19 protein-coding genes are annotated in these 21,153 nt (G+C 42.4%); 12 read left to right on the top strand and 7 right to left on the bottom strand.

All coding sequences use genetic code 11. From position 1 onward, the window contains the following. Positions 1-9: 9 nt before the first annotated feature. From METHO_RS00365 to METHO_RS00335, 7 genes are all read right to left on the bottom strand, one after another. Entirely contained in the window at positions 10-561 is a 552-nt protein-coding gene (locus METHO_RS00365) for a TATA-box-binding protein (RefSeq protein WP_015323537.1), read from the bottom strand. 143 nt (positions 562-704) lie between these two features. After that, positions 705-1,820, bottom strand: coding sequence for an SMC-Scp complex subunit ScpB (scpB, locus tag METHO_RS00360; RefSeq protein ID WP_015323536.1), 1,116 nt, complete (start codon positions 1,818-1,820; stop codon positions 705-707). Further along, positions 1,798-2,664: a segregation/condensation protein A gene (locus tag METHO_RS00355; RefSeq protein ID WP_015323535.1), complete on the bottom strand. Its 867-nt coding sequence runs from the start codon at positions 2,662-2,664 to the stop codon at positions 1,798-1,800. The genes scpB and METHO_RS00355 overlap by 23 nt, the downstream gene beginning before the upstream one ends. Continuing rightward, a complete protein-coding gene (gene smc / locus METHO_RS00350; RefSeq protein ID WP_015323534.1) occupies positions 2,661-6,182 on the bottom strand; it encodes a chromosome segregation protein SMC in 3,522 nt (1,173 codons plus the stop codon). The genes METHO_RS00355 and smc overlap by 4 nt, the downstream gene beginning before the upstream one ends. Positions 6,183-6,222: 40 nt before the next feature. After that, entirely contained in the window at positions 6,223-6,990 is a 768-nt protein-coding gene (locus METHO_RS00345; protein ID WP_015323533.1) for a hypothetical protein, read from the bottom strand. 105 nt (positions 6,991-7,095) lie between these two features. Further along, positions 7,096-9,756, bottom strand: coding sequence for an AAA family ATPase (locus tag METHO_RS00340; RefSeq protein ID WP_015323532.1), 2,661 nt, complete (start codon positions 9,754-9,756; stop codon positions 7,096-7,098). Next, positions 9,756-11,111, bottom strand: coding sequence for a metallophosphoesterase family protein (locus METHO_RS00335; protein WP_048831177.1), 1,356 nt, complete (start codon positions 11,109-11,111; stop codon positions 9,756-9,758). Before METHO_RS00335 ends, METHO_RS00340 begins: the two co-directional genes overlap by 1 nt. 115 nt (positions 11,112-11,226) lie before the next feature. On the opposite strand from METHO_RS00335, the gene METHO_RS14445 reads away from it, so the two are divergent. The 12 genes from METHO_RS14445 (at position 11,227) to METHO_RS00280 (ending at position 21,153) form a co-directional block, all read left to right on the top strand. Next, positions 11,227-11,487 carry a DUF7287 family protein gene (locus METHO_RS14445; protein WP_449288758.1) on the top strand — a complete coding sequence of 87 codons (261 nt, stop codon included), beginning with the start codon at positions 11,227-11,229 and terminating at the stop codon, positions 11,485-11,487. After that, positions 11,448-11,690, top strand: a complete 243-nt coding sequence (locus METHO_RS14020; RefSeq protein ID WP_245546295.1) for a hypothetical protein — start codon at positions 11,448-11,450, stop codon at positions 11,688-11,690. Before METHO_RS14445 ends, METHO_RS14020 begins: the two co-directional genes overlap by 40 nt. Position 11,691: 1 nt before the next feature. Then, a complete protein-coding gene (locus METHO_RS00325; protein WP_015323530.1) occupies positions 11,692-12,312 on the top strand; it encodes a DUF7288 family protein in 621 nt (206 codons plus the stop codon). Positions 12,313-12,329: 17 nt separating this feature from the next. Then, positions 12,330-13,196: a hypothetical protein gene (locus METHO_RS00320; protein ID WP_015323529.1), complete on the top strand. Its 867-nt coding sequence runs from the start codon at positions 12,330-12,332 to the stop codon at positions 13,194-13,196. Next, the gene (locus METHO_RS00315) at positions 13,193-13,663 is read left to right on the top strand and encodes a DUF7266 family protein (protein WP_015323528.1); all 471 of its coding nucleotides are present in this window, start codon (positions 13,193-13,195) and stop codon (positions 13,661-13,663) included. Before METHO_RS00320 ends, METHO_RS00315 begins: the two co-directional genes overlap by 4 nt. Position 13,664: 1 nt before the next feature. Continuing rightward, positions 13,665-14,231 (top strand): DUF7289 family protein, encoded by a 567-nt coding sequence (locus METHO_RS00310; RefSeq protein ID WP_015323527.1) that lies wholly within the window; start codon positions 13,665-13,667, stop codon positions 14,229-14,231. A 75-nt stretch (positions 14,232-14,306) separates the two neighbouring features. Next, on the top strand, positions 14,307-15,476 hold the full coding sequence (locus METHO_RS00305; protein WP_015323526.1) for an RNA-guided endonuclease InsQ/TnpB family protein: 1,170 nt from the start codon (positions 14,307-14,309) through the stop codon (positions 15,474-15,476). 492 nt (positions 15,477-15,968) lie between these two features. Then, entirely contained in the window at positions 15,969-16,619 is a 651-nt protein-coding gene (locus tag METHO_RS00300; RefSeq protein WP_015323525.1) for a type IV pilin N-terminal domain-containing protein, read from the top strand. A gap of 37 nt (positions 16,620-16,656) precedes the next feature. Continuing rightward, positions 16,657-18,834 (top strand): ATP-dependent DNA helicase, encoded by a 2,178-nt coding sequence (locus METHO_RS00295; RefSeq protein ID WP_015323524.1) that lies wholly within the window; start codon positions 16,657-16,659, stop codon positions 18,832-18,834. A 79-nt stretch (positions 18,835-18,913) separates the two neighbouring features. Then, positions 18,914-19,336: a GerW family sporulation protein gene (locus METHO_RS00290; protein WP_015323523.1), complete on the top strand. Its 423-nt coding sequence runs from the start codon at positions 18,914-18,916 to the stop codon at positions 19,334-19,336. Positions 19,337-19,447: 111 nt separating this feature from the next. Then, positions 19,448-20,113, top strand: a complete 666-nt coding sequence (locus METHO_RS00285) for a DUF2953 domain-containing protein (protein WP_172635176.1) — start codon at positions 19,448-19,450, stop codon at positions 20,111-20,113. 71 nt (positions 20,114-20,184) lie between these two features. Beyond that, complete coding sequence (locus METHO_RS00280) at positions 20,185-21,153, top strand: beta-ribofuranosylaminobenzene 5'-phosphate synthase (RefSeq protein ID WP_015323521.1); 969 nt, start codon at positions 20,185-20,187, stop codon at positions 21,151-21,153.

The raw sequence follows: 21,153 nt of genomic DNA, 5'->3' as shown, positions 1-21,153 counted from the left end.
TGCTACCCTTTAGAGAAGTCCCATACTATCAAGCTGCTGCTTCACTACTTCAACACCTTCCGCACAGTTCTCAGGTGTTTTCCCGCCAGTTACCACAAGCTTTCCGGAACTGAAAATAAGAACAACCACTTTTGGTTTATCTATACGGTATACAAGTCCGGGGAACTGCTCAGGCTCGTATTCTATATTCTCAAGACCAAGACCTATAGCTATTGCATTAAGGTTAAGGACAGCGTGAAGATCTGCAGATGCTACAATATTCTGTACGGTGATCTCAGGTTCCTTTATGGTCTTTATACCAATTTCATTGAGCTTCTTGGCCATGTTGCTTATTACTGTATGAACATCAGCCACATTCTTGGCACCGGTACATACAACCTTTCCAGAGGTGAAGACCAGGAATGCAGCCTTTGGTTCAGAGACCCGGTATACCAGACCAGGGAATTTCTGTTTATTATACTCAGCACCTTCGAATTCCGCCTCTATCTTGGTTAAATCAAATTCATCAGCAAGTTTTGTAGAAGCAACCACATTCTCGATCTTAATATTATAATCGGTCATTGAAAATCCTCAGTATTAAAAGCATGTTTTGTATCTGTAATCCTTTATATAGAGCTATAGCTTGATATTTATATAGGTATTTAAACTCACCGGGTGTAAAAATAAAAGTTGTGTTTTGTGAGATGAGATCTAATTAAATGAAGCTAATCAGAAGCATCTTTTTCCTGAGTTTTCAATCCATCTATTATAGCATCATATTTTCTGCAAACCCTTTCGATGAGGTCAGCTTCTGAACTACCATGGGTTGGTATAAGTATGTTAGCTCCTTCACTCACGTGTATATTGCTGCTCGAGAGGCCATAATCAGGAGCTATAACCACACCTTCTGCTGATACTCCAAGTCTCAGGTCGTTCACGATCCTGGCCACCATATCAGTTGCAGGTTTGACTTTTCTGTCAATCAGAAGCGCCTTTGAAACATACCTTTCCTTAAGTTCCTGCAGATTTAAGAGAGTAAGTCCTATTTTCTGCTGATTACCTACATTTTCCAAAGCTTTCACTGCTTCAATAAGATCATCAAAAGTAGTGGAACTGACCTCGATGATCTCACCGTCATAGTACCTACTCACTTTTTCCAGATATCCTTTGGATATTACCAGTTTGGAAACATCTGCAAGTTCCTCTATTTCTTCCTCTGTGGGATCATAGGCATTGATCACTTTATAATCCTCTACGCCACACAATATTGCCAGGGATTGATACATAGGAGTGAATGCCACAACCTTGCACCCAAGCCACTTATTGAGCCCCTGATCACCGCTCTGCTGGCGGGAAAGTTCAACAATTTTCAGTCTAATGGCTTCAGGATCATTGGAACTCAGCCCGAAATAGTCGGCAAAAAGTGAAGTAGTCTGCAGTTTTTTCGTTCTGCCGTAAGGCAAAGACATGATAAGACCACGGCCTATAAGTTCTTTTATGTGATCATATACAGTGTTACCCCTCATATCCACCAGATCAGACTGCACAACAGGCTGATGATACGCTATCATTGCAAGAGTACGCAACATAGGTGCGCTCAGTTCCTTGGGAGCTACCGGCCTAACAAGGTCTGTGAACATGGGTTTCACCTGCATCACGTAACGCTGTCCCAGATCTATTATTTCTATGCCAGATTCCCTCGCTGAGTATTCTTTCATGAGTGCTTCAACTACTGCAACAGCTTTGTTTACAGGCTTGCCTATGATCTTGCCCAGTGTATGGGCATCCAGTGCCCCACCGGCAGCAAAAAGTGCTGCTTCAATAGTTTCCTTCTCGTTCATTACCAGTCATAACCTCTCTGGGTCCATCATCAGAAATATTAGAGGGATATATGAACAGCTCCCCAAACAATTCTTCCTGCTGAAGCCATATCTTCTTCTCAGTAGCAAGGAAAAGCAGGGAAACATAGGTCATGATATTCTCTGACCTATCTTCACCCATCAATTCTGAGAACACAACAGACTCATGCTCTTCAAAAACAGAATCTAGCACATGGTTAAGTCTGGCAACACGTCCCAGAATGTCCTCTTCATGGGCTATACCCAGAACCTCATCAGTGGTTATTGCAACTCTTTCTTCAAGTTTGCGAAGCAGTTTTTTTTCCTTTTTCCTGTGTTCGACTCTTTCGGCTTTCTTCAGTTCAGCTATAAGTTCCTGCAGTGTCACAGGCCTTGTGGCAATCCTTCTCACAGGCAACTTGGGCACAGGATAATCATCAACTTCAAAGAAGTCTATTCCGTCGTCGAATATGTCATCTTCTTCCTGCTCATCCATATCCACCCAGTTAGATTTCATACGTAAGAGTATGGAAGCATAAAGCAGTGTCCTTCCCGAAATGCGCAGGTCCATCATCTCAATGTCTTCTATCCGTGCAAGGAATTTGTCGGTGACACTGACAATATCAATATCCCATGGATCTATTTCTCCACTTTTGGCAAGGTTTACCAATATTTCCACAGGTTCGTTCATCACATCATCAGAAAATTCAAGCAGGTTCTCATCTACTCCCAGAGCACGCAGTGTTTCCAGGAATTCGGGGTCTATGGCTCCGGGTAGCAAAGTACAGTTCTCTGCAAGAGGTTCAACAATAGGAGGTGTATCAAATTCCTCTATAATACCAGTCATCTGAACTTCACACCTGTTATACTCGTAATATTGTTTTCCTGCATTGCTACCCCTATAGTCCTTGAAGCTGCTTCGATCATTGGTTTTCTCAATGATACAACAATGAACTGGGCATTTTCCACAGACTTTTTGACCCTCTCGGCTACCCTGGCTGCATTTGCACCATCCAGGAACATGTCTATCTCATCAAAAGCATAGAATGGTGCCGGCCTGTATTTCTGAATGGAGAACACAAATGATAATGCAGTAAGACTTTTTTCCCCGCCTGACATAGCTTCAAGGCGTTGCAAAGTTTTTTCCTTGGGCTGAGCCCTCAGGGTCAGGCCTCCGTTGAACGGTTCCGCCGGGTCATCCAGTACAAGCTCTCCAATACCATCCGAAAGTTCATTGAAGATTTCCTGGAAGGCCGTATTGATCCCATTATACGTTTCCATAAAAGCATCTTTTTTGAGCACTTCATACTGCTTGATCCTCTCCAGGATCTGTTCCCTTTCATTGAACAGAGTGTCCCTTCTTGACCTGAGGTCCTCCAATCTTGCCCCCACTTCATTGAATTCATCTATAGCCCTCATGTTGACAGGCTCGAGACGTTCCATTGCTTTTTCAATGGAGGCTATCCTAATACGTACAGCCTCAGAACCAGGAACATCATCTGTCTCTTCGATGCCTCTCCGTAAAAGTTCTGAAGACAGTTCGGTTACCTGTTCCACCAGAACTGCCTGAGTAGCTTCTATTGCCATTAATTGCCTACTGCTCTCCTCAAATCTTGTTCTTGCTGACTCGAACTGTTTTTTGGAGAGAGCATACTCGTTCTGCATGCCAAGACGCTGCTGTTGCATATCCTTTAACTCTTTAACAAGCTCTGACTCACGAGCTTGCTTCTCGGTAAGCACAATCTCAAGCTCCTTTATCTTGGCTGTGAGTTCGTCTACCCGCTGCCTGTGGCTGGCTTTCTTTTCATCCAAGGACTTTATTAGCTCCCGGTTCTCTTCAATCTTGCCGATAGCATATTCCCTGTCAAGGTTAAGGGCATTTATCTGCGCTTCAACATCACGAATACGTCCTTCCAGACGTCTCATCTCCTCGTCAATGCCCTCAGCTTGTCTGTTCAGCTCAGGCACTTCAGATCCGGCAAGCTCACCCTCCAGTTCATCTATCTTTTCTTCAAGTGAACCAGCATATTCATCCTTTTCTTTCTTCTGAGCAGTTACAGCCTCCATCTCATTTCTCAGTTGCTTTCGGGATTCTTCGATCTCATTAAGTTCTCCATTCTTTACTTCCAGCAACTGTGCTAAACGCTCTCCTCTACCAGCAATCTCCTCAACCTGCATTTGTTTACGGGATATTTCTTTGTCATGCTCATTTATTTCCCGGTTCACATCAGCAATATGCCCTTCAACAGCATCCAGTTTCTTAATGGATGCACTGCGCCTTGAATCAAACTCAGTGATCTTCTCTGCGACCTTTATCAACTTGTCTTTCTCTGAGGCAGCAAAGGAAAGACCAGAATTCTGCGCCGAACCTCCTACCATAGCACCGCTCTTTTCGATAAGTTCGCCTTCAAGCGTTACCATTCTTAAGCCACCCATGAGTCTGCGGGCGTTCTGCAATGTATCTACCACAAGAGTGTCTCTGAAAACATACCAGAAAGCAGGCTCGAACCTCGGTTCAAAGTCCACAAGGTCTATCGCATAGCCAATTACCCCATTTCTGTCACTGAGACTTTTGTATGGTCTGCGCTCTTCCATCTTGTTAAGGGGAAGGAATGTAGCTCGGCCAGCCTGTCTGCGTTTGAGAAAATCGATTGCCCTAGCAGCATCTTCATCAGTATCCACTACTACTGCCTGCATTTTTCCACCAGCAGCTATGCCAAGAGCAGTTGCATACTTCTGGTCCACACTTCCAAGCTCTGCGATAGTACCGTATATTCCGGGAAGTCCGTGGTGTTTCTTTTCATTGATTATCATATCCACAGCTTTGGAATATTTACTGTGGTCCTCTGCAGCCCTAACCCGTGCTTCGATGCGGGCATAATCATCCTGGTATTTGCGCAGTGATTCCTCTAGATCCTTTATCACACCTTTAAGTTGAGCGCGGTTGCTTTCCAGGTCGTCTATGTCCTTTGTGAGTGAATTTATTTTCTCGTTGAGCTTATCAAGATCATATTTCACAGAACTTATATCACTGTCAGAAGAAGCGGCTTTAGAACGGGCATCCTCCATCTCGCTCTCAATGTCCCGCACCTCCGCCGATTTGCGCCTCAGGGCATCCAGCAGGCGGTCTTCCTGGCGCATGAGTTCATTCTTCTCATTCCTTGTGCTTTCCAGGCCGTTTTTAAGCTGGGTCAGGTCATCCCGGGTCTTGGCAAATTTAGCATCCACATCAGCTATCCGGCTTTGCAGGATCATTCTCTGGGTCCGCTTTTCTGAATGCTCGGATTTGGTACTTTCAAGACGCACTTTTTCTTCAGATATTTTGGTATCCAGCTCAGTTACTTTGCCTTTGATCTCATCGATATCCACAAAAGCTTTCCTGCGTCTGGAATCGACATCTGCAAGTTCTCTGTCAGCAAGTTGAATGCTGTCCTTGCATCGTGATATCTCGCCCCTGGTAGACTCGATATCTTTCTTTATCTGGATCTGTTCATCCTCTCCCATACGCTGTATCTGGAGCGTGAGGTCTTCCAGCGATCTTTCCAACTCTTCCATAAGCTGGCGTCTTTCTTCAAGGGTTGCTTCTAGTTCTTTCATGGAAGATTTTCGTGACCCCATGTCATTATCAATTGATACAAGCTCTTTTCTTGCATCCTTGAGTCTTGCAAGAATCATGAAGCCCTCAAATTGTACCTTTTCCCCTTTCAATGCCTGATATTTGAGTGCCTGATCTCTTTCACCTTTCAGTTTTTCTAGCTGAGCAGCAACTTCTTCCAGAATAATGTCGACTCTTTCAACCCTTTCCCGAACGATCTCGAGCTCACTGAGAGCTCTGTCCTTTTTGTTGTCAAACTCGGCAACTCCCGCTATCTCATCGATGATCTTGCGTCTTTCAACTGGGGTCATGGTGATTATGCGGGTTACATCACCCTGCATTACCACATTATAACCCTCAGGTGTCACCCTTGCTTTTGCAAGATAATTATGCACATCTGTAAGGCTCACAGCTTTGCCATTGAAGTAGAAATAACTGTAATAGCCCGTATCAGTTTCCCTTATTTTTCTGGTGATAACAACTTCTTCGGTATCCACAGGCATTTCTCTATCTGTGTTATCGAACTTGATGGTCACCTGCGCAAAATCAGGTTTTTTGGCCTTATCGCCATTGTATATGAGGTCCGTAAGTTTCTCGGCCCTCATGGTGCGCGAACTGGAAAGACCCAGCACAAAAAGTATACCGTCAATTATATTGGATTTACCACTGCCATTTGGTCCCGAGATAGTGGTGAAATCATCATAGAACGGTATCTTTACCTTTTTTCCGAAGGACTTGAAATTAATGAACTCTATTTCCTTTATGTACAAGTGGACCCCTCTGTGCTCAAATACTTTCTATGAAAGGTGGTCATTTCCTGCGGGTGACAGTTACGACCGCATCTTCATCATCACGTGTCTCTACGCTTTCGTAGTCCGTATCTGATCTCTTTCTGGAAACATTGTCCTTGGCAACGATAAACTCACAGCTGGAAGCCTGAGGAGCGTTTCTCTCTTTCCTTCTGGAACCGCGTGCATCATCGTTTTCTGCAATAATGTACTCCGTTTTTCTTTGCTCGATCTCCTGTTTTTTCACTGGAGCAGGTTCTGGCTGTGCATCCCTTATGTTAAAGCGCTGGCTCACTGAGGCTGTCTGCCCTATTGGTCCCCGCGGTAGATCAGTCGGCCTGATGGAAAAGGATGGAGTTTTGACAGGTGACTGAGGAGGTCTTGGAATTTCAGTTTGTGGTGCTACTCTTTTATTCTCATCCCGGAATATTCTTGCTTCTGGTTCTTTTATCGCTGGTGTCTCCCTTGGAGGGACAGGTACAGAAGGGTGTACAGGTGTGGGAACATCTTGTTCTCTCCTCTCAAATGCCGACTTTTTGAATGAACGGATCAATGACTTTTGATCTAACAGCTCATCCATTATCCCATTGAGATTATTTGCCAGTTCCTGTATCCTGTTCTCAGCTTTTGAAAGACGGTTATTGATATCAAGATCATTTTTAAATTCACTGCGCAGCTCCATCAGGATGGAATCCCGGAGAGACTTTTTGATCTCATCTATTTCCGTTTCTTTTTCCCGAAGTTTCCTTTCAAGCCTGTCAATGATGAAATCCCTGTTCTCACCATTCATGTGATACCTCGCAAGACCATTCTATCCCTTCTGTGGCGAATTATATGATAAAGTATAATATAACTTATGGTCCCTTTATATAAATATGTATATATATTCTCTCGCTCAGCGCGCTGTTATTGAGGAAGTGTTTGTGATAGGATCTTTCTCCACATAGAATAAATGATCCGCAGAATCAATAAGCGACTCATCATGTGAGACAATGATTATCTGCCCCACACCGAAATCTCTCATAAGGTCGATGAGCTTTATGAGCTGCTGTACGTGCCCTCTGTCCAGAAATACTGTCGGCTCGTCCATTATTAAAGGGGGCAGACTTGAACCTTTTGCAGGTCCGCCTATTGCCATGGACAATAGTCTATAGATAGCGCATCGTAATACAAGGTTGAAGATAGCTCTTTCTCCACCGCTAAGCAACTTTGGTTCCAGAGGAGTACCATCTTTCCCATAAATTGTCAAATTATATTCCGGATCGAGCTGCACATGTGAATATGCATTATTCGAATACATAAATGCAAATATCTCATTTATAAGGGCATCAAGAGCCCCCACATTGCGGGATCGCAACTCAGCTCTGATGCGTATATACATACTTTCAAGCTCTTCTGCATCTCTGTACACGGCTCCAAGGAAATCTGACCGGTGCTGTAGAGAGCGTAACTGATTCTGAAGATGAGAAAGCCTTTCGATTTCCTTTTCAGTCATTCCTATTTGCTTCATCAGTTCAGCTCTTTGCTCTTCTAATTTCTTTATCTCAACTTCAATATTCTTAAGAGCGATCTCATATTTTTGGAGATTGTCTTGCAGTGATTGGGCATCTATTCCCCCCATCTTTTCATCAATCTCGGATAAACGTTGCTTACTATCCTTTATCTGCTGTTGCAGAAGTCCTATTTTTTCCTGGTCACTGCGTATCCGCTCTTCCAGATTCTCTATATCCTTTCCCTTAGCTTCACTTTCAATAAGATTTTGTTGTGCTTTTTTAGCAATATTTAATTTTTCAATAGCTTCAGCATGCTTTTTTGTTTCAAAAACAAGAACTTCTTGCAGCAATTGTTCCTTATCTTTCAGTTGGACAATTGTATCTTCCATTTCTTGCCTGCGGGAAATCGCCTCATTCAATCTTTTAGCATCTTCTTCCATTCTGGAAACATGGTCTTCACGTATTTTTTGTAAAAGATATATTCTCTCATTAAATGAGTTGATATGGTTATCACAATCTTCAATCTTTTTAGAAACTGCTTTTACCTGCTTTATTTGTTCCATCTTCAGGACGAAATCTTCTTCTTTCTTACTGATAGCAGCCAGGTCTTTTGCCAATGAAGACAAATGTTCCTCATCAGACTGAATTGTTTCATGCATTGTAGAACCATGCAGTTCCTGACCGCAGGTAGGGCACTTGCCCTTGCTCATAAGGTCTTTGCTTTTCTCTATTTGCTTCAATATCTCTTCTCTGCGGGTGAACAATTTCATTTTATCCCCATGCAAACTCTTTTGTTGTGTTTGTACGAGTTCCGCTATGTCCTCAAGCCCTGATAGTTTCTTAGCGGTAAACCCCAGAGCTTCTATTTCACCAGCGAGGGATAGTTTTTCTGTCTGTCTATCTTTGAGAGAAGATTCTAATTTTTCAATTTGTATCGTTGTTTCATCCTTTTTTTTCACATTACTTTCAATCGATTGGTTTATGTCTTTGATCTGATCAGAAAGCTGCTGTAAGGTCCTGGATGCATTTTCGATGTTCTGCTCATGCAAGGCTTTTTTTTGCCTGGACTCATTAAGTTTATCTCTTTGTCCCCGCTCCTGCTCTTCAGCATGTGCAAGCATTTGCTCCACATCCCCATTCCACCCCATTTGTCCCTTGATACTGGAAACACTTTGCTTAAGTTCATTTACATGTAGGAGCAGTGACCGGATAGAAGAAGTACTATTTTTAATAATTTCAAATAGCTCTGTATTCTTGCTATTGAAGCCCAGTATCTGGGCACCAATTGACTGTTTTTGGATTGCAAGTTGTTCATATTCTCCAAGCTTTGAACGCCTCTCTTCGATTCCTGATCTTGTCTTATCCCTTATTTCACTAACTGACACGTGTTTTTCTTTAATTTGTGCAGCTTCGGTCAGCAAGCGGTTCAAATTCCCAACAGGATCTCTACCTTCGATCTCCACAGCCTCGCTCTTTACTTCCTTTATGCGTCTTTCTGCATCACGCTGATGCCTCCCCACTCCTATCCTGGCATTTCCAGCACGCTCTCTATAGTCCTCAAGTTTTCCGATCTGTAGGAGATCATCGATCATCTTCTGCCTGTCTGTCGATTTTGCGTTAATAAGTACATCTATTTCCCCCTGTCTTATGTAAACACAGTTCCTGAAAGCCTCTTCATCCATTCTCAACAGAGAAAGGATGCTATCATAAGTCCTCTTTGCCTGATCTGTAAAGATCTGTCCGTTGACCTTAAGCACTGAACGTGTATTAGAGGCTCTTCCAGATTCCGGGTCATTGCGGAAGAACTGTTCCATAGAATAGATGTTACCTTTCTGTTCAAACTCCAACACAGTAGAAGCTTTTGTAGCCCCCTTGCGCACAATATCCGCAATAGTAAAATCTTTTTGGAGAGTTTTGCTTCCAAAAAGACCTGTAAAGCAGGCTTCCAATAAACTGGATTTGCCACTGCCATTAACTCCTGAGATCACAGTTACACCTTCTTTGAAATGGATCTCAAGATCTTGGTAACTGCGGATATTCTCTACTTTCAGGTGCTTAAGCATCAAAAGTAATCACCCAGATTGTACTGTTTCGGCTTTGCATGAGCAGGTGCTTTTTGTTTGTTATCATCATGCTTTTCTTTTTGTTTTTCTGATACTATTCTATAACTCTCTTTTTCAGGCTCCGGGATCTCTGCTTCAGGAGGCGAGGAAAGATTGGGACCATTCTCTGTTCCAGGTGAATGAGACGACACTTTTTCATGAACAGGTACTATAGGTCTTGGGTTTGAAAAGTCCATACTATCCAAAAGATTACCAAGACGGTTCTCTGCCTCATCGCTAACCTTGGTTTTAGGAAGAGACAGATCCCTTACGATCTCATCCACCAGCAGGCCACCTTCCGAAAGATGCATATTCCTTATCTCGTTTTTTATCGCCTCGTCCGGATCATAGAAGGATATAGAAACAGAAAGTTCAAGTCCATCTGCAGCGACTTTCCTTAAGTCCCTCACACCAGGAATCAATACATTTCGGGAAAGCAGCATCTCTTCTATTTCAGCATGGGAAATAGATACATCTGTATCTCCATTAATCTCCACGAAGACTACTTTACCTGCTACATCCTGTTCCTTCACAGCAGAGAGCACGTCTTCATATATCCTTGCAGGGTCCCTGATTGTCACTGGTATCTTAAGGAATTCCCGCGTAAGTATAGTCCTCCTGCTGATATCAATATCATTTTCTGAAACAGTTATGATGTTATAAGACCGATTCTCTTCTTCTGCAAGACTGTTACGCTCAGTGCTGCCGCAATATGTCACCCAGGTATCACCTACAGTGATCTTCTCATACTTGTGATAATCTCCCAGCAGCAGCACATCCACATGGAAAGGCACAGATCCTAACACTGAAGCACAGTCCCACTCACCAATGGTAATGGGACTCATAAGCTGGTGCATCACAAGCACATTACATGAAGACTCCAGAGGTTCTTCAAAGACCGAAAAATCGAAAAGTGGTATCTTGGATTTGGGAACACTGTCAATTCCATAGAAAGCTATGTTTTCAAGCATATATGGAGTAGCCCCTAACCTTGTTGCAAGTCCCATGCTTTCAAAAAGATCAAGCCACTGTGTACTTTGTTTGCTTTCATGATTCCCTACAATAGCCAGAAGCGGGATATCTGCTTCTTTGAGCCGGGAAAAAAGTTTCATGGTGTCCAGGATATCTTCCAGTGAAGGGGTCCTTGAATCGAAAAGGTCCCCGGCATGTACAACAGCATCTGCCTTCATTTCAATGGCACCATCGATGACATTTGAAAACGCCTGCAGGAAATCCTTCCTGCGTACATCACTGTGGTATTGCCTGTAGCCTATATGAGTGTCTGCAGTATGGATTATCTTGATCTCTCGTTCCATCTTGAATACACTATGACCCAACTGCATTTTAATATTCCGAATTATGGATTCAGCCCACTTAATCTAAAAAATGTTTATGTGAAGTTTATATAAGTTATAAATATAGATTTTTCTTATGGATAATAATGGGCAGATAACAGTAGATTATCTTGTAGGCATTACAATATTCTTGTTATCTCTCGTGTTTGTTTTCCAATATACCAATGGACTATTCACACCATTTGAATCAAGTTCAGATGAAGTAACTATGATAGCTGATAGAGTAGCTACAACTGTTGTAGAAGATAGGATTAGCACAGGTGATCCCATACATCCAACATGGTGTCTGGTAGTCTTATGGCGGATCTCTTCAGACAACTCGATACAAACTATATAAGTACTCAAAACTCGCTGGGGCTCAATGGCACTTTTTTCTGCTACGATCTTAACGTTTTCTTGGAAAATAGCACAACGATCATCTCATGTGCGGGAAGAACTCTTCCACAAGTGGGAAGCATAGGGCAGACCAAAAGAATAGTCTTATTAGAGGATAGCAGCGGTAACACGCAGACTGCTATCCTGTCGTTCAGAGTGTGGTGAAATGGTTCGGTCCAATGGCAACTATGATCTTGATAAAGACCCGTTTGGCCAAATACACACTCTGGAAGCAGTTACTGCGACTATGATAATGGTTTCAGTAATTGTGTTTACTGTTCAGGCCACATCCCTTACACCTCTTACATCATCAACGGCCAATGCCCACATTGAAGTCCAGATGCAAACCATGGGGCAGGACATGCTCAATGTACTGGACCGTGGTTCTTACGGATATATTTCACCTCTTAAGCAGGATATTGTTTCCTGGAACGGCCAGGATTTTTCCTGGAACGGTGCTGCATATTGTTCAGTCAATGCCATGGAATATGATCGTTTGAATAGCTCCACTGCAAAGATGCTTAGAGACATTGCAGTTCCCCGCGGGATCGCACACAATGTTCTATTTATGTGTATAGATAGCTCCGGCCTTCCCCGAGGAAAAGCATATATATACAATGGTGATCCCTCCGACAACGCAGTTTCAGTTTCCAGAAAAGTGCTTCTCTCTGACCACTACATCTCTGAACCTGTTGCTTTCCTGGCAAACACCGGTATACCTGACACATCCCTATCTTCTGATTTTTATAACATCGTTGATGTAAGGCTGACCTTCTGGAGAATGTGATAACAGGAGAAAAAGCAATGAGAGCAGATGATGATTCAGCACAGATGTTACTTATTGCTGGTTTTGCTATAGGCGTGGGTATCGTCGTATTCACCGTCATGCTCAATAATGTCATATATGCAAGCAACATGGCATCTGATTCCAGTATCGAAACTAGTTCTTTTGAGATAGGGAATCTACTTGCATTAACTTCGCAGGCTTATGAGGATTCCTATAAGAGTGCAATGAATTCCGGTACTTTTGATAGTAATGAGTTCATAAATTATATTTCATCATACGAGAACCAATTAGTTAAGATGTTTGCTTTTTCTGGAACAAGTCTGACAATAGAAAATAGTTCGCTTATTGAGTCCCATTTCTCAAAAAATGGCATGGTAAATGGTGTGGCTAACTGGACATTGATAAGCAATGTGAACTTGACAGATACCTTCATGCTGGAAATACCAGATGCTGGAACCCTTTTTAATAATTCCAGTTGTTTACGCATTGAAGCTGTCGAAACCAGTGGCAATATGCTCTGGGCTATGGACATCTATGATTCCAGAGGCAATGTGAACGTGAAGGTCATGGACAGTAATTCCACACTGAGTACCGCCACCTCTGCATCAGGTTACACTTATCTGAATGTCACAGGAAACTATATCAACGGGACAAGCTACTTTAATTTCCATTTTAATGACCTGACTTATTCTCACAATTACCAGATAAATGTGATCAATGGTACAGCAGGCGAAGGTATGTTCAGTATAGCAGGAAACCTTGCCGATGGTCATTCATTTAATATCGCAAGGCATGCAGTAGTGCTTGCAAATATTACTGTAGTGTCCTTTGATAAAGAAATGTTCATTTCATATCCCATACCTGTTCCTGGAGGTAGAACATGAAACTTCTTAAAGATGAGACTGCGGTTTCTATTTCTATTGGTTTCATCCTTACTTTTGTTATAAGTGTTGTGGCGCTTGTTACTGTGCTTACTGCTTTCTACACGCTCATGGACAAAGCAGAACAGACTGTTATGAGAAGCGAGTTCGAAATCCATGGAAATGATATTTCGATGCATATCTCCAGCATAGATACTCTGGTAGCTGTTATGAATAATTCCGGAGCATACATAGACTTGATGGAATATGATCTCAATCTTCCTGATAAAATAGCAGGAGAGCATTATTCTGTAAGCATAGTTGATAGCAGTCATGAGATCGTGCTGCAATCCAGGGACAAGGAAGAAACAAAGGTAATGATACCCTACAGTGCGCAAAACATGAGAGTTATTGAGAGCACTGTTTTCAGCGAAGCTGGCACACACTATATGGCCTATGGTCCAATTAACAGGACTTTGGAGATAAGGTGATATGAGCTCCAAAAATACTCTGGATGGTTTAAAGATTGCTGAGGAAGCATTTTCAGAGATCGTTGACTTCAGTATCATCATGGGAATAATGCTTCTTGCAATATCTATCATAGTCACTGCCGGTTTTTCTCTGGTGAGATATATGCAGGAAGCCCAACATACAGAGAACATAAAGCAAAGTTTTACCGTGCTGACTTCGAACATCAATAAGGTTGCATTCGGCAGTTCACCTTCTCAGTCAGTGGAAATAAAGCTTCATGAAAGCACTGCAGCTGTTACAGGCACCAGTTCCATCAATGTTGATATGCAGGTATGGAATTCTTCCACCAGCGAAATGGATACAGAGTCTTTTGACAGACAGTTAAGGGTAATAGAAAATCGTTACAATGAAAGGTCTATTGGTTATGAGAATACTGGCTCCTGGGCAAAACATGAAAGAGAAAAGGTAGTGATGATCTCGAAACCCAATTTTGCAGTTGGTGATGATCTGTTAATGATCCCTGCAGTTATGTTATCTGGCTCTTCAACATCTACAGGCAGGAGTCCCCTTGCGAAAGCTGGGGGATGAATGCCGTGCATATTAACCGATTACAACTAACTATTCACATGTTATCTATAAATACTTGCGTGTGAATTACTATGCATGGAATCTACTAGAACTATCCAACTGAAAATAGTTGATCCTGATTTTGATCTAGTAGAAACCATAAAGAAATATGCACAAGGTATGAACTACGTTTCTGAAATTGTTTTTGATAATGAGAAAGTAATACCTGCCAGGAAGTTGCAACCTTTAGTTTATAACCACTTAAGAGAAGAACTTGGTTTGAAATCTCAGGTTAGTTGTAATATACCCAGACAAGTAGCTGGTACCTATAAAACAATTGTAGAACTTGCTAAACAAGGTTTGAGTTATTGGCAAAAGATAGTATATTCTCCTACATCGATGATATTGTCGTATAAGAGAGATTATACTATAACTGAAAACTCAGTTAGTATAACTACTTTTAGCAGTGGAAGGAAGACCTACCAACTTGTTAATTACCCTTATGCAATGCAGTTATTTAAGTCTCCCTGGAAGTTTGGAGCATCGAAAGTAGTCAAACATGATGATGGATCATATTACTTCCATCTGACCGTATCTCAAGAAATACCCGATAAACGAATTGAAGATGCTTCTACATTCATGGGAATTGATGTTGGTATGAACTATCTGGCTGTTGCATCTACCACCGATAAAAAATGTAAGTTTTTTGCTGGTGGAGAGATTAAGAACCAGAGAAATATCTACAAGAACATGAGAGCAAGGTTACAGTCTAAGGGAACTTCATCGGCTAAAAGTGTGATGAAACAATTAGCTGGTAAAGAGAAACGTCTAATGAAAGATGTAAACCATTGCATATCTAAAGCTATTGTTAAATTTGCAGCAGAGAACAATGTTTCAGTAATCGGGTTTGAAGATCTGACTGGTATAAGAACACGAACTGAACACAATATATCAAAGAAACATCGGTACCATCACAGCAGTTGGGCTTTCAGACAACTGCAATCATTTGTAGCGTATAAAGCGAAATTAGCTGGAATTATTACCGAATATGTAGATCCTGCATTTACTTCCCAGACATGTTTCCGCTGTAATCATATTAGCAGGAACAATCGACACAGCCTCAAATTCCATTGTGAAATTTGTGGTTATGAGGTGAATGCTGATCTTAATGCTGCAAATAACTTAGAGCATAGAACACGAGATTTTAGGTATACCTTAGAATCTCAGGGGTGTCAGTCAATCACCCATACGCATGAGATGATCTGATATTATTATCAGTGACATGCAAGCCTCTTCCTCGACACGCTGTAGCGTGGCAGGGAGGGGTAATTGACGCGCCACTGCAGGTAATGCCTACACTAAGGCTTATGCACATAAAATCAACTCTACTAATATGAGTGACACAAAAGAGTCGAAGAAATGATTGTTGTCAGACCAAAGGGGATGATTAGGGTCAAGTAAAGCGACTTCTTGTTTTTTTGATAGAATAGGACTCATTCAGCCTTAAAAATATCATTTTTGGATGATTATACGTTTTTCGACCAGAAACTCAAAATTTATTTTTTATACATATATATATATATATATATACATATCTATAGATATAGATATATATGTGCGTGTATAAAACGAAGTCTCTGTTCTCTCACTACTTCTTTTCTGATCATTTTTAATGTGATTGCTGTCAAAAGCTTAATTATTACAAGTGTTTAATTATTTTAGAATAATTTATATATTTAGTCATCTGTAATTCGAGGTATGGGCCAAAAACGACCTTTTCCCTACTTTATGCAAGTCCGGTGCACAGACCAGGGAATAAGTCCTGTTGTAGGGACTTTGTTGATGCTGGCTATTACAATGTTGCTTATAGGAATCACTGCTGTTTCACTTGCCGATCTACCTAACCCTTTGAAAAAGGGATTAACAGCAGATGTAGAACTAGAATTAATAGAAGGCGGAGTGCCCAATGAGATCAGATACAAGGAAAATGTCATAACTCTGGCACATAAGGGAGGGGATCCCCTACCCCTTGAAAACATAAAGATAGTTATTGTTGGGCAGGGCAGCAGTTATACCGGAGTGGTGGCACATGGAGGAAGAATTATCAATGGAGATGTGCAGGTAACATACATTGATCTATGTCCTGCAGGAAAAGAAACACATTACGCCAAAAGGAACTCCTGTATAGAAGATGGTTATTGGTCCGCAGGAGAAGTTATTGTCCTTAATGGTGACGATGGTCTGGGTCATAATTCAACAGTAAGTGTGCAAGTGGGAAGTATCACAAATACGTCAAACAACTTCGGCTTGAAGAAGGGAACAGAAATTATCTTGAAAATCATAGAAAGTCCATCTAACAGGCTGATCTCAAGCTTTAATACAAATGTTATGGCTGCAAAGAAGAGCTAACCCAAATTATTAGTATAGAAAGGTATAAGGTAGTGCGATGAGCGGACAGAGAGGATACTTACGCTATTTCCCCAAAGAACACTGTTATCCTAACCAACAGGATGCTATGGAAAAGATATATTCTGCGCTTCTAAGAAAGGAGATCATACTTTTTGAGGGGGCATGTGGTACTGGCAAGACCCTCAGTTCTCTTGCTCCTGCCCTCTTTGTGGGCAAACAGCTGGAAAAAACTGTGATAATTGCAACTAATGTGCATCAACAGATGGTGCAATTCATTAGCGAGGCTAAGGAGATAAAGCGGGGAAATGATGTCAAGGTGGCAGTAGTAAAGGGTAAGGCTGCCATGTGTCCCCATGAAGTAGATTACGAGGAGTGCCGGCTCAAAAGGGAAAATACTTTTGAACTGATAGAGCTGGAAAAGGAACTCGATCTTAAAAAAAAAGAGCTAAAGTCAGCTTCAGAAAACTACAAACGTTCCAAGGACCCAGCTCTTATAGCCTTAAGAGATGCTCTATTTAATGAAATAGAGGCAGCCGAACAAAAGACTCGTGGTGTAAGGGAAAGGGCATGTAACGATCTCTACGAGGTGTTGCGTTTTGAAAGTGAAGTATTCAGGCAGTGGCTTTTTGCTGATGTACGCACCCCTGAGGAGATAAACGAGTATGCCACAAAAAAAGGCATGTGTGGCTACGAATTGCTTAAAAGGGAATTAAAACATGCTGACCTCATAATCTGTAATTTTCACCATGTACTGAGTGCTGAAATATTTGCAACATTGCTTACCTGGCTGGACAAGGAGCCGCAGGATGTTATAGTTATTTTTGATGAGGCACACAATCTGGAATCTGCAGCACGCTCTCATTCATCCATGACCATCACTGAACATACCATTGAAAAAGCCATCGCAGAGATAGAAGCCAATCAGGACCAAATGCCTGAAAGCCGTGCATTTGACTTGTTCAAAATGTTAAATGAAATCATAAGGGAAACATACAACAACAGGTTCAAGTTCGGTGAAAGGGAAAGAGTAGGCAGGATCTGGTATGATATGCGCATCAGTGATCCTTATGAGCGCAATGATATGGTAAGGGGCAGATTTATGAGGCAGGCCCTGGAATTGGGATTTAAGGACGAGGCTGCCATGCAGCTTGTGCTTTCTGAGGCAAGTGAGTTCGGAAAAACGCTTGATGAGGAATACAAGGAACAATATAAGAAAGGCCTGAGCAAAATATTGAAAAGGTCGCATATTCGATATGCTGCAGATTTTCTATCTTCTTATCTTGTCCTGTCCAACGATTATCGCTACTATCCCATTATGAATGTGCGCAGGGACCCTAACGATCAGATCTACGGGCGTCTGGAGCTTTTCACCTGTATTCCCAGCAATGTAACAGAGCCCCTTTTTGCTTCTGTGTTCTCTATCATTCTTATGTCCGCCACACTTCGGCCCTTTGATATGGTGAAGGCTACCCTGGGTATAAAGCGGGAAACATGCGAGCTTTCCTATGTGACATCATTCCCCCCTGAAAGACGCCTCACCATAGCTGTAGATGTTCCTCCTTTGTTCGCAAGAAGCAGGGACGACCCGCATGCTTTGGAGGCCGTGGAACAGGTACTGCTAGATTCCATCGAGAATTCCAGAGGTAATGTAATTATCTTTTTCCAGAGTGCAGCCGAAGCAAGAAAATACTATTCAAAACTTGGCGACAATCTGAATGTGCCCACTTTCCTGGATGAGGCAGGCGTATCTTCCCATGTAGTGAGAGAAGCTTTCTTTGAACTTGGAGAAAAGGGAGGAAAAGGTGTGCTTTTCTCATATCTCTGGGGTACATTGAGCGAAGGTGTGGATTTCAGGGATGGCAGGGGCAGAACGGTTATAATCGTAGGTGTCGGTTATCCGGCTCTCAATGACAGGATGAATGCTGTGGAGTCAGCTTATGATCATTCTTACGGGTTCGGAGCTGGATGGGATTATGCTGTGCAGATACCTACGATCCGTAAGATACGACAGGCCATGGGCAGGGTCGTGCGTTCTCCTATGGATCATGGGGTGAGGATATTACTTGATGGACGTTTTCTTAGCGAATCCCGTCAAAGATATGGGAAATTTGCTGTTTTTGAGATATTTCCTCCGGATGAGAGAGAGGAGCTCGTAGATGTGCAGCCTGAAAAAGTAAAGTTCTCATTGATCAATTTCTTTCAGGATAATTCATAATGGGTATCAGGACAAATTATATATGGGTCAATCATAAACCTATAAAGCGTAGTTATCGAAAATTACGGGAGTAGATATCATGGGACTTGAAGACCTGATGAAAGAAGTATCCAGTGAACTTGAAAGACTTGTGAGTACCAAGACAGTTGTCGGAGATGCCGTAACAATCGGTGATACGACCATCATTCCTGTGACCAAGGTATCCTTTGGTTTCGGAACAGGTGGTGGAGAGGGTAAAAGCAAGAACAACGAAGAAGGTTTTGGCGGTGGTGGTGCAGCAGGCGCAAAGATAGAGCCCGTGGCTTTTATAGTCATATCCAAGGAAGAAACCCGTTTGATGTCTATTTCAGGAAAATCTGATATTGGTGTCCTTCTTGAATCAGTTCCGGGTCTTATAGATAAGATCAAGACCATGAAGGGAAAAAAGGACAAAGTGAACGATAACACTGATACAGCTGATAAAAGTGTAGGATCTGTTGAAATAGAGGTTGAAGGACAGTAAGCAGGAACTTGACAATTGATATACTTAATATGTCTATAGTTTCTCTATACTTTTCCATTCCGTATTTGATCCGGGCATATCATGTTTACTTTAATACAGATTGTACAGGTAGTGGCTCTAGCAATCCTATTGTTGGTGTTGCTTGTTCTTTTCTGTGCTATAGACCTGATAGTGGATCTGAAGAAAAAGGATCAGGATATTTCCGGAAAGATATTGATCAAATGGCTCTTTCTGTCCTATTCCAAAGTTTTCTATCCTGCTGAGCCCGGAAGTTCTGTTTCAAAAAAAGAGAAAGTAAACGGTGAGAAGGAAGAAATGGGTAATTACAGCCATGTTAATGCAGGACATGGGAGGAAGGAGCCTGAAGAAAATATCACAAATGAAGCAAAAAGCACAAAAAACAAAAGAGAATTGAAGGCTAAGGATTTCATTAAGATCTATTATGATATCAAAAACCCTCTCTTAAGGCTTTTCAAAGGCACAATGCGTAATCTGGTATTGAGATGTGGCAGATGTGATGTTGCTTTTGGACTTCCAGACCCTGCAGATACCGGAATGTTGTGCAGTATCCTTTTTGGAGTATTTGGGTCACTGCATCAGTATTGGCAGAATTTTTATTATTTTCTGGAACCCAGGTTCGATGATAAAGTGCTGGACCTGGAATTGATGGCTGATGTGAGGATGCGTATTTACAAATTCATTCCCACATTCCTGAGGTTTGCACTTGATAGGGGTGTGCTCAGAACAGGCTGGTTATTGGTGCGCACCTATAGATGAACACTTTATATGGGCTGTACAGAGGTCCAAGTGTTAAAGTTTAATAACATGCAGTGATGATTAAGACCTGAATGATAAGAGTAAAGTCCCCTTCAAGAATCCACATGGGTCTTATAGATATGAATGCAGAACTTGGAAGAGTGGACGGTGGGGTAGGGATATCTATTGATCATCCTCACGTAGCAATCTCAGCGGAGATTGCTGATGAAATTGAGATAATAGGTAAATCTTTACTCTCCCCGCGCATGGAGGCAGCTGCCAGGGTATTGCTTCCAGAGGGTCAGGGTGTCAGGGTGACCATAGAAGAAGACATGTCTCCTCATGTGGGCTGCGGTTCCGGGACCCAGGCAGCACTTTCTGTTGCAGCTGCGGTGAACAGGCTGTATGACCTTGGTCTGAGTGTGCGGGAGATGGCCATTGCTGTGGAGCGCGGCGGCACTTCTGGTATTGGGGTCGCCTCCTTTGAAAAAGGTGGGTTCATAGTTGATGGTGGGCATAAGTTCGCGGAGAAGGGTTCCTTCTCTCCGTCATCGGCAAGTAAAACACCTCCGGGGCCAGTGCTTTTCAGGGAAGATTTTCCGGATTGGGAAATAGTGGTGGCTTTGCCGGGTGAGGACATGCACATAGGGGCTCATGATGCTCAGGAAGTGGATATATTCAGAAAGGAGTGTCCTATTCCGTTGCATGAGGTGCAGGCCGTAGCCCACATAGTGCTCATGAAAATGATGCCTGCCATCATAGAAAAGGATATTGAGAGTTTCGGGCAGGCGACAAACCGTTTGCAGACCCTGGGGTTCAAGCAAAGGGAAATACGTTTACAACATCAGGCTGTCAGAGACCTGATAGAGCTTTTGCAGGATAGTGGTGCTTATGGTGCAGGCATGAGCTCTTTCGGACCTGTTGTATACGCTTTCACTGACAATCCAGAGGATGCAGCTTACCTAAAGGAAGATGCACAGGCTTTCCTGGACAGCACCATCGGGGGTAATGTCATAATTACCAGAGCCAACAATACTGGTGCTTCTATTTGGGAGGAATGA

The sequence above is a fragment of the Methanomethylovorans hollandica DSM 15978 genome (genome assembly GCF_000328665.1).
Classification (GTDB): domain Archaea; phylum Halobacteriota; class Methanosarcinia; order Methanosarcinales; family Methanosarcinaceae; genus Methanomethylovorans; species Methanomethylovorans hollandica.
The sequence above is the reverse complement of the archived record's forward strand: the minus strand, read 5'-3'. Positions and strand labels throughout refer to the sequence as shown.